The organism is Streptomyces sp. NPDC059874, assembly GCF_042731135.1.
Taxonomy (GTDB): Bacteria; Actinomycetota; Actinomycetes; order Streptomycetales; family Streptomycetaceae; genus Streptomyces.
This window is the reverse complement of sequence record NZ_JBHWJY010000042.1, coordinates 25,081-37,324: the sequence shown is the minus strand read 5'-3', so window position 1 is coordinate 37,324 and position 12,244 is coordinate 25,081. Positions and strand designations below refer to the sequence as shown.

Here is a 12,244-nt window from a genome sequence, read left to right as displayed (position 1 = left end):
GTCCGGCGGGCGGCTCTCCCCGGTGGGGCGGTGGGAGGCGGCAAGAGCGGAGATTGTAGTCACCGGGTGGTGCGGGCGCGAACGATTTCCTCGGCCGAAAGTCCATCGGGTCCGGGACCTCCGTCCGGGCGTCATACCCAGGGGTGTCACACCTTGGGTGGGGCCACTAGGGGGTGGCATGGGCCGAGAGGAGGACGTGCGGCGCCTTGAGGTTCCGCCCCGAGGGCGATGTGGTTGGCGGGCCGAAAACGCACCATGGATACATGAGCACCGCAACCTTCACCCCGATCCAGGGCGGCCGCCCTAGCGGCGCCACCGCCGGCTCCGACTCCCCTCCCCGGCACTTCGTCGGCAATGCGCTGCGCGCGGCCAAGGTCTTCGCGGCGGCTGCGGTGAGCGTCGTCGTGCTGGGTGAATACGCCGAGGATGCGGGCGTCCTCCGCCGCTGACCTCCCGGTCCGGGTCGGTCCGGGTCGCCGCCTCTGTTCGTGCGCCTGCGCGGCGCCGCTGCGGGGGCTCCGCCCCCGAGCCCCCGCGCCTCAAACGCCGGCGGGGCTGAGAATGCCGCCGGCGGGGCTGGGATTGCCTTAGTCGCTGGTCAGTAGTTCGTCCGCGTCCATGATTCGGTATGCGTAGCCCTGTTCGGCCAGGAAGCGTTGGCGGTGGGCCGCGAAGTCCTGGTCGATCGTGTCGCGTGCGACGACCGAGTAGAACCGTGCCTCGTGGCCGTCCGCCTTCGGGCGCAGGACGCGGCCCAGGCGCTGCGCCTCCTCCTGGCGGGAGCCGAAGGTGCCCGACACCTGGATGGCGACCGTCGCCTCCGGCAGGTCGATGGAGAAGTTCGCGACCTTCGACACCACCAGCACGCTGATCTCGCCCTCGCGGAAGGCGTTGAACAGCTTCTCGCGCTGCGCGTTCGACGTCTCGCCCTTGATGACGGGCGCGTCCAGGTGCTCGCCGAGCTCGTCGAGCTGGTCGATGTACTGGCCGATCACCAGGGTCTGCTCGCCCTTGTGCTTGCGGACCAGCGCCTCCGTCACCTTCCGCTTCGTCGCGGTCGTCGCGCAGAAGCGGTACTTCTCCTCCGTCTCGGCGGTCGCGTACGCGAGTCGCTCCGACTCCGTCAGGTTGACCCGGACCTCGACGCAGTCCGCCGGGGCGATGTAGCCCTGCGCCTCGATCTCCTTCCACGGCGCGTCGAACCGCTTCGGCCCGATGAGCGAGAACACGTCCGACTCGCGCCCGTCCTCACGGACGAGGGTGGCCGTCAGGCCGAGCCGGCGGCGGGCCTGGAGGTCGGCGGTGAACTTGAAGACCGGCGCGGGCAGCAGGTGCACCTCGTCGTAGACGATCAGGCCCCAGTCCCGGGAGTCGAAGAGCTCCAGGTGCGGGTAGACGCCCTTCCGCTTGGTCGTGAGGACCTGGTACGTGGCGATGGTGACGGGTCGGATCTCCTTCCGCGTACCGGAGTACTCGCCGATCTCCTCCTCCGTCAGCGAGGTCCGCTTCACCAGCTCGTGCTTCCACTGGCGGGCCGAGACCGTGTTCGTCACGAGGATCAGGGTGGTCGCCTTGGCCATCGCCATGGCACCCGCGCCGACCAGCGTCTTTCCGGCGCCGCAGGGCAGTACGACCACGCCGGATCCGCCGTGCCAGAAGCCCTCGACGGCCTGCTGCTGGTACGGCCGCAGCGCCCAGCCGTTCTCGGCCAGGTCGATCGGGTGGGCCTCGCCGTCCACGTAACCGGCGAGGTCCTCGGCCGGCCAGCCCAGCTTGAGCAGCGTCTGCTTGATCTGCCCGCGCTCGGAGGGGTGCACGGCCACGGTGTCGGGGTCGAGGCGTGCGCCGACGAGCGGGGTGATCCGCTTGGACCGCAGGATCTCCTCCAGCACCGGCCGGTCGGTGCTGGTCAGAACCAGCCCGTGCACGGGGTGCTTGGAGAGGGTGAGGCGGCCGTAGCGGGCCATGGTCTCGGCGACGTCGACGAGCAGGGCGTGCGGGACGGGGTAGCGGGAGTACTCGACGAGCGCGTCGACGACCTGCTCGGCGTCGTGCCCGGCGGCCCGGGCGTTCCACAGGCCGAGCGGGGTGATCCGGTAGGTATGGATGTGCTCGGGAGCCCGCTCCAGCTCGGCGAAGGGCGCGATGGCGCGGCGCGCGGCTCCGGCGAGCTCGTGGTCGACCTCCAGGAGGAGGGTCTTGTCGCTCTGGACGATGAGAGGCCCGTTCACGCACGTCCCTTTCCGGCATGGGTGGTCCGCCCGGGCGCGGGCGGCCAAACCTCCAGTCTGCCGCATCGCCGGGCGGCCCGGGTGGTTCTGGGCCGCCGGGAACGTTTGGGGAGCCTTGACGGGACGGCGCGGGGGCGGTTTGGCTGGGCGGATGTCTGATCTTCGTATCGAGTCGGTTGCGGGCGACGAAGCCGCGCTTTGGGACTGGCGACACGTCCACAACCTGATCATCCCCACGGACCCGTTGACCCTGGATGACGTGCGGGAGCGGGCGGGGCGTCACCGGCTGGACGTGGCGTACCTCGGTGGTGAACTGGTCGGGTGCATGACGGTCCGGCCGCCCGATGACGAGGCGGCCGTGGCCACCGTGATCGCACGCGTGCTGCCGGGGTATCGGGGGCGGGGTTTCGGTACGCGGCTGTACGCGCACGGGCTCGCGCAGGCGCGGGAGCTCGGGGCGGCGCGGATTCAGACCGTGGTCCTGGAGTCCAACTCGGAGGGGCTGCGGTTCGCGCTCGCTCGGGGCTTCGTCGAGGTCGAGCGCTACCTGCTGCCCGGGGACACCGTGCCGTTCATCGACCTCGAACTAGGCTGAGCCCAGGCCGCGTACGAGCAGCATCAGGCCGCCGTGGAACTCCCGGTCCGGGGTGAGGGTCGGGGCGCCGCGCGCGGCCTCGGTCAGGTACGGGAACCGCTCGGGCGGGAGTTCGGCGATGGCGGCCGTGCCCGCGCCGGAGAGGGCGCCGAGGTGTTCCTGCTGGACCGCGCCGATCACGTAGGCGAGCAGGGCCCGTAGGGCGATGATCCGCTCCTCGGGCCCGATGCCGGCCTCGGTGAGCACCCCGAGCAGCGTCTCGCCCCAGCGCATCACGCTCGGGGAGCGGTGGCGGTGGGTGAGGGTCAGGGGGAGGACGGCCGGGTGGGCGGCGACCGCGCCGCGAAGCCGGCCGACGAGCTCGGTGACCCGGTCCTGCCACGAGTGGCCGACGGGGGGCGGGGTGGGGTCGACCGCGCTGAGGACCAGTTCCACGACGAGGGCTTCGAGCTCCTCGCGGTCCTGGACGTAGCGGTACAGGGCCATCGTGCTGATGCCGAGTTCGACGGCGACGGCGCGCATGGACAGCCCGGTGAGCCCGTCGCGGTCGATGACGGCGAGGGCCGCGGCGGCCAGTCGGGCCGGGGTGAGCGAGCGGGGGCGAGGCATGGTGGTTGACAGCGTACGACATACGCCTACGCTGGTAGGTGTACGGCATACGCCTACGTCGAAGCAGGGGGTCCCGTTCCGATGAAGCTCTCCGTGGGTTCCGCAGTCCCCACCCGCACGCGCACGCGCACGCTCACCGCTGTCTTGGACGGCGCACCCGTCGCCGTCCCGGACTCGGAATCCGGCCGGCTGGTGCACCTCCAGTTCCGCCGGTTCGCCGGCTGCCCCGTCTGCCACCTGCACCTGCGCTCCGTGGTGCGCCGGCACGCCGAGATCGAGGCGGCCGGGATCCGGGAGGTCGTCGTCTTCCATTCGAGTGCCGAGGAACTGCGCGCGCACGTGGCCGACTTCCCGTTCGCGGTCGTCGCGGACCCGGACAAGCGGCTGTACGTGGACTTCGGCGTCGAGTCGTCCTACCGGTCGCTGCTCAGCCCGCGCGCCTGGTGGCCCGTACTGCGCGCGCTCGCCCACACCACGGCCGAGATGCTGCGCGGGCGGGCGAAGGCGCCGTCGTTCTTCCCGGACGGCGGGCGCTACGGGCTGCCGGCGGACTTCCTGATCGGGCCGGACGGGACCGTCCTCGCCCGGTCGTACGGGGAGCACGTCGACGACCAGTGGCCGGTGGAAAAGCTGCTGACGCTGGCGGAGGAGGTGCGTAGGGTCCGGGCATGAGTGATGATCAGCAGCGTTTCGTGCCGGATGACTTCGAGGTTCCGACGGCTCTGGAAGGGGCCGGGTTCCGCATGGAGCCGCTGGGGCCGCAGCACAACGAACGGGACCTCGCAGCCTGGAGCGGGAGCATCGCGCACGTACGGGCGACGCCCGGGTTCGTGGGGCGGAACTGGCCGCCGCTGGAGGGCATGTCGGCCGAGGAGAACCTGGCCGACCTGGAGCGGCACGCGCGGGACTTCGCCGAGCGCCGGGGATTCACGTACAGCGTGCTCGAAGGGGCAGGGGCCGGGGATGGGGAGGTCATCGGTTGTCTGTACGTCTACCCCGCCAAGGAGCAGCCCGGGCGGGTGCACGTCAGCTCCTGGGTGCGGGAGGACCGGGCGCACCTCGACGCGCCGGTGTACGAGGCCGTCGGCCGCTGGCTCGCTGAGGTGTGGCCCTTCGCGGCCGAGCGGGTCGACTACGCGCCCAGGTGAGGCAACGGGCCCGCGGCGTACGGGGTTTCCGTGGGCAGCAGCGCACGGGCCGCGTCCGGATCGCCGGCTCGGATCAGGCCGTGGATCTCCCGGGCCAGCGGGGTGACGTCGCGGATGGAGACCGTCCAGTCGTCGGCGTACGCCCGCGAGAGCGGCCCCGACAGGCCGAGCTGGAGCGAGCGGTACGGGAGCGGGTTGAGGTGGAGGTCGCGCTCCGGGTCCCACTGGACCCGGGCCGACGTCGTGCGCACCGACTCCTGCCAGGCCGCACGGTCCGCGTGTACGGCGGGGGCGTAGTGGGACAGGCAGGCCTCGCGCAGCGCGCGGTCGAAGCCGGCGCGGGTGATCTCGATCGCCAGCACGGTCTCCTGGTCGGCCTTGGTGGCCCAGCCGCAGCGGTACATCATCCACAGGAACGAGGGCTTGATCCATGTCATGCGCTCGCGCTTCCAGGTGGGCGGGAACCGCCCGTCGCGTCCCGCGGGGACGCCGAGGGAGGGGGCGTAGGCCTGGTAGACGGTGATGGTGCTGTCGGTGTGGACGGCGCGGATCTGGTGGGTGGGTACGGCTTGCATGTCGATAAGGGTGCGGGGTGGTTGGGCGGGCCGCGAGCCGTTTTCCGTGCGCGTGCCGGTGCCGGTGCCGGTGCCGGTGCCGGGGCGGGTGAGGGTGCCGGTGCGGCGCCGTTGCTGGGGCTTCGCCCCAGACCCCACGCCTCAAACGCCGGCGGGGCTGGGGTGGCCCGGCCGGGCCGTGGCGGGCGTGGCCTACAGGTGTTCCTCCGCCAGTTCCGCCACGCCCGTGATGCGGTGTAGGGCGTACGTGCGGACCTCGTCCGCCGTGTGGTCGTAGCCCGTCACGAAGCCGCCCTCCACGCGGACCGGGGCGATGACCCGCTGGCTCGCCGCGCCCTCCGCGTTCACGTAGCCGATCCACACCGCCGAGCCCGTCAGGGCCGCCGCCTGGACCGTCGCGAGGGTCTCCGCCGGGCTCGTGCGCGGGAGTTCGCCGGGGACGACCGTTGCCGACGCGGGCTCCTTGCGGACCGCCGTCGCCGCCACGTCGCCCGCGCGGATCGCCCGTACGGCCGCGCCGAGCAGCGTCTCGTCCGGGACCGGTGGGCCGTCCGGGACCGGGGCGGGTGCCTGGCGGGCGGGGGTGCGGTGGGCGTCGGCTCGGGCCACCAGGACATCGCCGGTACGGGATTCCGCCGCCGGGGCGTAGCCCATCGCCCGCAGCCCGTCGAGGAGGGCGGTGGGGTCGGCCTGGGCGGCCAGCACGGTGGGGGCCAGCCGGCGCAGGCCCAGGGAGGCCGAGCGCTTGTCGGCCAGGATCTCGTTCAGCATGCCGTCGTCGTCGCAGCGCACGTACGAGGACGCGGCGCCGACGCGCAGGTGCCCGTGGCGCCGGGCGACGTCGTCGATCAGATAGGCGAGGGGCTGGGGGACCGGGGTAATGCTGTGCTCGGCGAGGAAGGCGTGCAGGTCGGTGGCGGTCCGCCCGGCGTCCAGGGCGCGGCGGACCGAGCCGGGCGTGAAGCGGTAGACGGTCGCCCCGCCCTTGGATTCCACGTCCGCGAGGACCGCGAGGACCTCGGCGAGCGGGCGGCGCAGGGGGCCCGGGGCCACCGCCGTCAGGTCGGCCTGGAGGAGGACGTGGTCCACCGGCTCGGGCAGGAGCGGGGCCAGCAGCGGCGCCGGATCGGCGTGTGCGAGGAGGGCGCGGCCCGGGCCGGACAGGGCGCCGCGGCCGGTGACGCCGAGGACCTCCGCCTCGGTCAGCGTCCACCGTGCGAGGCGGGCGCGCAGTTCGCTCGTACCGCGCACGGGACGCTCCCACGCGAGCCGGGCGAGGATCGCGTCCGGGTCGGCGGCGGCGCCCTCGGGGAGGTCGGCGAGGAGTTCGAGGACCCGCCGGCGCACCTCGGGGGCGGCGGAGCGGTCGAGTTCGGGGCCCAGCACCGAGAGGGTGCGGCCCTTGGCGTCCTGCTCGCCGACCAGACCGGGCGTGCGGGTGGCCGGCAGCCAGGCCGCCGCGAGGGCCGACCAGCGCTCGGCGGGTGGCAGTTCGCGCCAGTCGTCGAAGGCGGGGGTGGGGGCGTAGCGCTCGTCGGCCTCACCGTCACTGGCCAACAGGCCTGCGGCATAGGCAAGTTCGACCCAGAAAGCCGCCTGTGGCTCGGCCGCGTCGAGGGTGACCGCGGTCCGCTTGAGGTCCCGTACGGAGAGCCCGCCCGCGCGCAGCACCGGCGGACCGGCGTGCTCCCAGGACTTGACCAGTTCCTCGACGGTGGACAGCGCGGCCAGCGCCTGCCCGGCCGCGTTCGCGTCCACAAGCTGTGGACGGTGCTCGCGGTGCGCCGGAACCGCCGGGGCCACCGGCTCCACGGAGCGGTGCGCGAGCCCGCCGCGCAGGTGCAGCGCCACCTCGCGGGGCAGCACCACCGTCCGCGCCGACGCGGGCAACAGCAGCCCCCGGTCGCGCAGCCAGCGAACCGGCGTCGTCGGGTTCGGCGTCACCTCCCCGTACGGCGGTCCCCACACCAGCCGGCCCAGTACCTGGTGCGCCTCCGCCGGGGCCTCGTCCAGCAGCGCCGACATGCGCCGCTCGTCGGTGAACAGGGCGGTCAGCGCGCTCACCGCCGACACCGGATCGTGCGTCGCGGGCAGCCCGGCGGCCGCCACGATCTCCTGGATGCGGGTCGGCGACATCCCGGCCGTGGCCTCGGCGACGGTCGGCCCGAGGCCCGTGGGGGAGGGCCGCTGTGCGGAGGGCGCGAGCAGTTCGCGGGCGGTGCGCACCAGCCGCAGCCGGTCCTCGTCGCCCCACACCAGGGCCTGGTCGCGCAGGGTGCCCACGGCGCGGGGGAGCGCGCCGCGCGCCGCCTCGTCCTCGCCGCCGGTCAGCAGCCCCTCCAGTACCGCGTACGGGCACGGCTCGGGGGCCACCGCGAGCGCCTCGGCGACCTGTAGGGCGAAACGGTCGAGGCGGTCCAGGGCCCGCACCACCGAGGCCCGGGTCCCGGCCCGGGTCGCCAGCTGCGTCACGTCGCCGGGCACCGGGTTGAGCAGGTCCGGGCGGGCGTGCAGCAGCGCGGCGAGCGCCGCGTCGTCGCGGGCGCGGAGCGCCTCGGCGAGGGAGCGCGGCGCGCCGCTCCCGCCGGATGCCCCCGCAGTGCTTGCCTCGGGCACAGTCGCCTCCTGGTCGCCTCGGCCGGTCGGTCGGCCAGTGCGTCGGCCGGTCCCCATCCGGTCAACGGTATCCGCTGCGCCCACGGCCGCTCCACGGGCGCACGCGCTACCTTTCGGGCAGCGGGTTTGGGAGGAGCCGGGGCATGGGGATCGAAAGCGACCATCTGGTCTACGAATATCTGAGCCGCGTCGGGGACTTGGCGCAGCGGCGGCAGCTGTCCTCCGGTGACCGGATGAGGCTGGTGGCCGGCCTGCGGGACGAGATCGACCGTCGGCGCGCCAAGTACGACCCGGAGACCCCGGCGGCCGTACGCCGCATCCTGGAGCGCATCGGCACGCCGGAGGAGGTCCTGGACACCTTGGGCAGCCTGGGCAGCATGGGCACGCTGTCCGGGTCCGGGGCTGGGGCTGGGTCTGGGTCTGGGTCTGGGTCCGGGGCTGGGTTCGGTTCCGGTTCCGGGGTTGGGCCTGGGTCCGGTTCCGCGTCCGCCTCCGCCCCTGGGGTGTCGGTGCCCACGCAGCGCGCTCCCGGCCGCCTCGGCCGCAAGCGCGTGCCCCCTCCCCGCCCGGCGGCCGAGCCCGAGAACGTGCCGCCGCACCTGGCCGGCCTCGACGAACTCGGCCCCTCCGGCGGAGCCGAGCCCGACTGGTGGCGGGTGGCGCCGGGCGCGTACGGCGCCGGGCCGCAGGTCGACGGGTTCGCGGGCGGCATCGAGATCCCGGACCTGTTCAAGGAGGGGGCGGAGGAGGACGCGGACGCCGCCGAGCCGAAGTCCCCGCCGGCGCCGGGTGCGGGGGAGGGGCGCGCGCGGAGCCTCGTACGGTTCGTACGCGATCGACGGCGAGCCAAGCGGGAGGCGGCGGCCGCGGCCGCCGCACCGGAGCCGGAGGCTCCCGCGGCCACCGGCCGCCCCCGCCCGAACGCCTTCCTCCTGCTGGCCGCGGCCGTCCTCCTCGCCGGCGTGGTCAGCGGCTACTGGCTGCTCCTGGTCGTCGGCTGGCTTCTGCCGTACGCCTCGCGGGCACTGGGCCCCGCCGAACGCAAATGGACCGTCTTCGGCCCCCCGGGCGTGGTGCTCACGGGGGCGGTGGTTTGGGTGTGGGGCCGCATGAACGGCCGCTGGGGCGAGGCCCTGGCGGACGATCAGCTGAGCGCCGCCCTGCAAGGCATGTGGCCCTGGCTCCTACGAGGCGCGGGCATCGCCTCGGCGGCGTACCTGGTGTGGCGGGCCCGTCAGCGGTGACGGCGGGTGGGCCTGTACGGCGGGGGCTTCGGGTGGCGGGGTCTGGGCCGGGCGGAATCGGAGTGGACTCGGGGGTTTCCCGTCAGTCTCATCGTCCTTCCGTGTCGGGCCGGCCTGTCAAGGGCGCTCCTCCTTCGTCGTCGCGTCGCTGCGCGACGGCCTGCGGCCGCCCTTGACAGGCCGTCCCGCCACGGAAAACCGAAGACCGCCGGGAACCCCCAAAGGAACGGGCCGGTCCGAGGGGAATGGACGGGGCGGTCGGGGATGTCCGGGCCCCGCTGCGGCTGGGGGCAGGCCCGAGCCCGGGCCCTCGCAGGTCGCTTCCCGAGCCGGGCAGGCGGCCAACCTTCCCCAAACACCGACCACAGGCCCGTCGGGGGAGGGTGGGCGCGTCAGATCGCTACGCGCTTCTCGATGACGGCGTCCGCCGGTCGTCTGGGGCTGGGCAGGGGCCGCCACAGATCGCTACGCGCTTTTCGGCGTGGGCGACTGACCCCCGTCTGAGGTCCGAAGGATCCGGTTTCGGCGGTGGAGTTCCAGGGTCGTGACGGTCGCCAGGCCGAGGGTGATGTGCATCAGGGACAGGGCGGCGACGGTGCCGCCGTCCGCGTCGGACGAGAGCGGGCCTGCGACCGACAGCAGGGCCAGGCCGCCGCCCACGTACTGCGCGATCCGCAGGAACACCGGCTTCCACAGTGCCAGCAGGAGCGCGGCGCCCGTTCCGATGAGGAGCGGGACGAGTGAGGCGCCGATGACGTCGCCGACCGTGATCGCGTGCTCGTCGGTGCCGTTGACGACCGTGAGCGAGGCATCGGCCAGCTTGGCGACGGCGAAAACGATCAGATTGACGACGACCGCGCCGACCGCGCCGGTGATCAGTGCCTTCCACCAGATGAGGCCGGCGCGGTGGACCGGGGATGCGTCGGACACGGTGGGGCCTGGGTTGTGAACGGTGGTGCTCGACATGGGACTTCCTCCGTTGTGTGAACTGCCGGCGTCCGGCGGTACACGAGGAAGCCTCCGACCTGAAGCGCACTTGAGGTCAACACCCCGGCCCCGCCCCGCCCCCGAGGGGGGCGGGTGGGCGAGCACCGACCCGCTCAGGAGGCCGGGGCGGTCTTCTGTTCCTTCTCGACCGGGTCGGCGTCGGCTGCCTTGACCAGGTCCAGGAAGGCGGGGGCCTTGGCGAGTTCCAGGATCTGGTCGTTGGTGACCGGTGCCGAGGTGTTGGACTCGTCATGCGGGCTGATGGACAGGGAGACGTCGCTCCTGCCGTAATGGAAGGAGAGGCGGGTCTCGGTGACGTTTCCGTTGTTGATGGGCGCGGTGCCCGCATGTGCCTGGATGCCGCCGGGCAGCACGGTCTTCTTGCAGACCTGGCCCTTCACCTCCAGGCAGGGCTTGGGGTTGGTGCCCGGACCCGACGGGCGTACCGAGAACATGATGGTGAACGTCTTGCCGTCCTTCGTGCCGTGGTACATGCGGACGTTGAGGTCCGTTCGCTGCACGGTGCCGACCGTCGGCGGCAGCAGGCTCTGGAGTACGGGCACGGCCCGGTTCTGGAAGTCCTCCTGCTTGGCCCGCTCGGCCGGCGGCAGGTGGGCCATCGAGGTTTCGCCCGGGGACGGCGTGATGTGTACCGGCGGCTGCGGCGTGGTGCTCGGGCTCGACGGCGGGGCGGCCACGTTGATCACGCCCGACGACTTCTGCTTGTCGTTGTCGACCGGCAGCGCCACGGCTCCGGCCACGCCGAGCGCGGCGACGGCCAGCGCCCCGCCGCCGATCGCGAAGCGGACGCGTGCCTTGCGGCGCCGCCCCTGGGCGCGGGCCGCGCCGACGAGGTCCGGCAGCGGCGGCAGGTCGGCGGTCGTGCGGTCCATCGCGTCGCGGACCAGCACGACGGCCGTGTCGTCGGGGACCGCGTAGAGGTCTTCGTTGGTACCCATGGCGTCTCCTCAGTTCTCGGTGGCGTAGATGTGGGCCTCGCCGAGCTGCACGCGCAGCCTCGACAGGGCGCGCGAGCACTGGCTCTTGACCGTTCCCTCGCTGCACCGCAGCAGTTCGGCGACCGTGCCGACGCTGAGGTCGTCCCAGTAGCGCAGGACGACCATGGCGCGGGCCCGCGGCGGCAGTTCGGCCAGTGCGGCGAGCAGGGTGACGCGCAGCTCGGCGTACTCGGGCAGCGGTGGCGTGTCGACGTGCCTGTGGGCCAGGAGGTCCCGCAGCCGCCGGCGTCGTTCGGCGAGGAAGGTGCGGGTCAGTACGGTCCTGGCGTAGGCGTCGGGACTCTCGGCGGCGGACACCTTCCGCCAGTGCTGGAACAGCTTCGCGAGCGTCGTCTGGGTCAGATCGCGTGCGCTGTCGGCGTTTCCGCACAGCAGGTACGCGGTCCGGTACAGCTTGCGCTGACTGGCCCGGGCAAAGGCCTCGAAGTCGTGCTCGGTGCCTGGTGGCATCCGCCCTCCCCTTCACGTCGTGTCTCTCACCCCTGTCCTGAGCACTGCCGCACGGAAAAGGTTGAGAACGAGTTTGAAGGTTTGTGGATGTGCCGTTCCCCCGCCGTAGGTCCGGTGTCCGCCTGCCTCGGCACAATGGACGGTATGAACCTCACAGTCGGCTTCGACCTCGACATGACCCTCATCGACTCGCGCCCGGGAATCAAGGCCGCCTACCAGGCGCTTTCGGTCGAGACGGGTACGTTCATCGACGCCGACGAGGCCGTCACGCGGCTCGGTCCGCCGCTCGACGAGGAGCTCGCCTACTGGTTCCCGGAGGCCGAGATCCCGGCCATGGCGGACCGCTACCGTGAGATCTACCCCACGTACGCGATCGAGCCGACCCCGGCGATGCCGGGCGCCCGCGAGGCGATCGAGGCCGTGCAGGCCCTCGGCGGCCGCGCGATCGTGGTCACCGCCAAGCATGAGCCGAACGCCCGCCTGCACCTGGCGCACCTCGGCATCGAGCCGGACGCGGTCATCGGTTGGCTGTGGGCGGAGGCCAAGGCGGGTGCGCTGCGCGAGTACGGGGCGCAGGTCTACGTCGGCGACCACGTGGGCGACGTGCGCGGTGCCCGTACGGCCGGCGCGTTGTCGGTGGCGGTGCCGACCGGGCCGTGCCCGGAGCCGGAACTGCGTGCGGCGGGCGCCGACGTGGTGCTGCCGGACCTCACGGCGCTGCCGCAGTGGCTGGCGGCGTACGTGGCCGCGCAGCCCGTGTGACCCTCGGC

The 12,244-nt window shown here is 73.1% G+C and carries 13 protein-coding genes; 6 read left to right on the top strand and 7 right to left on the bottom strand.

Annotation, left to right across the window (positions count from 1 at the left end; genetic code table 11):
* Positions 1 to 263 precede the first annotated feature (263 nt).
* Complete coding sequence (locus ACFV9H_RS23475; RefSeq protein ID WP_385401454.1) at positions 264 to 449, top strand: hypothetical protein; 186 nt, start codon at positions 264 to 266, stop codon at positions 447 to 449.
* 138 nt (positions 450 to 587) lie between these two features.
* Here ACFV9H_RS23475 and ACFV9H_RS23470 read toward each other — a convergent pair whose 3' ends face one another.
* Complete coding sequence (locus ACFV9H_RS23470; RefSeq protein ID WP_385401452.1) at positions 588 to 2,231, bottom strand: DNA repair helicase XPB; 1,644 nt, start codon at positions 2,229 to 2,231, stop codon at positions 588 to 590.
* 151 nt (positions 2,232 to 2,382) lie between these two features.
* Between ACFV9H_RS23470 and ACFV9H_RS23465 the strand changes: the two genes are divergently transcribed.
* Positions 2,383 to 2,826 (top strand): GNAT family N-acetyltransferase, encoded by a 444-nt coding sequence (locus tag ACFV9H_RS23465; protein WP_385401449.1) that lies wholly within the window; start codon positions 2,383 to 2,385, stop codon positions 2,824 to 2,826.
* On the opposite strand, the gene ACFV9H_RS23460 is transcribed toward ACFV9H_RS23465, so the two are convergent.
* Entirely contained in the window at positions 2,818 to 3,435 is a 618-nt protein-coding gene (locus tag ACFV9H_RS23460; RefSeq protein ID WP_385401446.1) for a TetR/AcrR family transcriptional regulator C-terminal domain-containing protein, read from the bottom strand. The genes ACFV9H_RS23465 and ACFV9H_RS23460 overlap by 9 nt on opposite strands.
* A gap of 93 nt (positions 3,436 to 3,528) precedes the next feature.
* On the opposite strand from ACFV9H_RS23460, the gene ACFV9H_RS23455 reads away from it, so the two are divergent.
* Complete coding sequence (locus ACFV9H_RS23455) at positions 3,529 to 4,107, top strand: peroxiredoxin-like family protein (RefSeq protein WP_385401443.1); 579 nt, start codon at positions 3,529 to 3,531, stop codon at positions 4,105 to 4,107.
* Positions 4,104 to 4,583, top strand: coding sequence for an N-acetyltransferase (locus ACFV9H_RS23450; protein ID WP_385401440.1), 480 nt, complete (start codon positions 4,104 to 4,106; stop codon positions 4,581 to 4,583). The genes ACFV9H_RS23455 and ACFV9H_RS23450 overlap by 4 nt, the downstream gene beginning before the upstream one ends.
* On the opposite strand, the gene ACFV9H_RS23445 is transcribed toward ACFV9H_RS23450, so the two are convergent.
* Together ACFV9H_RS23445 and ACFV9H_RS23440 are read right to left on the bottom strand one after the other, a co-directional pair.
* Complete coding sequence (locus ACFV9H_RS23445) at positions 4,568 to 5,158, bottom strand: DUF4291 domain-containing protein (protein WP_385401437.1); 591 nt, start codon at positions 5,156 to 5,158, stop codon at positions 4,568 to 4,570. The two genes, ACFV9H_RS23450 and ACFV9H_RS23445, sit on opposite strands and share 16 nt — an antisense overlap.
* A 192-nt stretch (positions 5,159 to 5,350) precedes the next feature.
* Positions 5,351 to 7,831, bottom strand: coding sequence for a helicase-associated domain-containing protein (locus tag ACFV9H_RS23440; RefSeq protein WP_385401434.1), 2,481 nt, complete (start codon positions 7,829 to 7,831; stop codon positions 5,351 to 5,353).
* Positions 7,832 to 7,917: 86 nt separating this feature from the next.
* On the opposite strand from ACFV9H_RS23440, the gene ACFV9H_RS23435 reads away from it, so the two are divergent.
* On the top strand, positions 7,918 to 9,018 hold the full coding sequence (locus ACFV9H_RS23435) for a hypothetical protein (protein WP_385401432.1): 1,101 nt from the start codon (positions 7,918 to 7,920) through the stop codon (positions 9,016 to 9,018).
* A gap of 465 nt (positions 9,019 to 9,483) precedes the next feature.
* Here the strand turns inward: ACFV9H_RS23435 and ACFV9H_RS23430 are convergent, their stop codons facing one another.
* The 3 genes from ACFV9H_RS23430 to ACFV9H_RS23420 form a co-directional block, all read right to left on the bottom strand.
* Positions 9,484 to 9,984 carry a DUF6069 family protein gene (locus tag ACFV9H_RS23430; protein WP_385401430.1) on the bottom strand — a complete coding sequence of 167 codons (501 nt, stop codon included), beginning with the start codon at positions 9,982 to 9,984 and terminating at the stop codon, positions 9,484 to 9,486.
* A 134-nt stretch (positions 9,985 to 10,118) separates the two neighbouring features.
* Entirely contained in the window at positions 10,119 to 10,964 is an 846-nt protein-coding gene (locus tag ACFV9H_RS23425) for a hypothetical protein (RefSeq protein ID WP_385401428.1), read from the bottom strand.
* Between the two features lie 9 nt (positions 10,965 to 10,973).
* A complete protein-coding gene (locus ACFV9H_RS23420) occupies positions 10,974 to 11,474 on the bottom strand; it encodes a SigE family RNA polymerase sigma factor (RefSeq protein ID WP_385401425.1) in 501 nt (166 codons plus the stop codon).
* Between the two features lie 144 nt (positions 11,475 to 11,618).
* On the opposite strand from ACFV9H_RS23420, the gene ACFV9H_RS23415 reads away from it, so the two are divergent.
* The gene (locus ACFV9H_RS23415) at positions 11,619 to 12,236 is read left to right on the top strand and encodes an HAD family hydrolase (RefSeq protein WP_385401423.1); all 618 of its coding nucleotides are present in this window, start codon (positions 11,619 to 11,621) and stop codon (positions 12,234 to 12,236) included.
* Positions 12,237 to 12,244: the final 8 nt, after the last annotated feature.

What these genes read in the sequence shown, in the direction of transcription:
- ACFV9H_RS23415 (WP_385401423.1), top strand. Translation starts at nt 11,619, where the DNA reads ATGAACCTCACAGTCGGCTTCGACCTCGACATGACCCTCATCGACTCG.
- ACFV9H_RS23440 (WP_385401434.1), bottom strand. Translation starts at nt 7,831, where the DNA reads ATGGGGACCGGCCGACGCACTGGCCGACCGACCGGCCGAGGCGACCAG.
- ACFV9H_RS23465 (WP_385401449.1), top strand. Translation starts at nt 2,383, where the DNA reads ATGTCTGATCTTCGTATCGAGTCGGTTGCGGGCGACGAAGCCGCGCTT.
- ACFV9H_RS23445 (WP_385401437.1), bottom strand. Translation starts at nt 5,158, where the DNA reads ATGCAAGCCGTACCCACCCACCAGATCCGCGCCGTCCACACCGACAGC.
- ACFV9H_RS23435 (WP_385401432.1), top strand. Translation starts at nt 7,918, where the DNA reads ATGGGGATCGAAAGCGACCATCTGGTCTACGAATATCTGAGCCGCGTC.
- ACFV9H_RS23420 (WP_385401425.1), bottom strand. Translation starts at nt 11,474, where the DNA reads ATGCCACCAGGCACCGAGCACGACTTCGAGGCCTTTGCCCGGGCCAGT.
- ACFV9H_RS23475 (WP_385401454.1), top strand. Translation starts at nt 264, where the DNA reads ATGAGCACCGCAACCTTCACCCCGATCCAGGGCGGCCGCCCTAGCGGC.
- ACFV9H_RS23430 (WP_385401430.1), bottom strand. Translation starts at nt 9,984, where the DNA reads ATGTCGAGCACCACCGTTCACAACCCAGGCCCCACCGTGTCCGACGCA.
- ACFV9H_RS23460 (WP_385401446.1), bottom strand. Translation starts at nt 3,435, where the DNA reads ATGCCTCGCCCCCGCTCGCTCACCCCGGCCCGACTGGCCGCCGCGGCC.
- ACFV9H_RS23450 (WP_385401440.1), top strand. Translation starts at nt 4,104, where the DNA reads ATGAGTGATGATCAGCAGCGTTTCGTGCCGGATGACTTCGAGGTTCCG.
- ACFV9H_RS23425 (WP_385401428.1), bottom strand. Translation starts at nt 10,964, where the DNA reads ATGGGTACCAACGAAGACCTCTACGCGGTCCCCGACGACACGGCCGTC.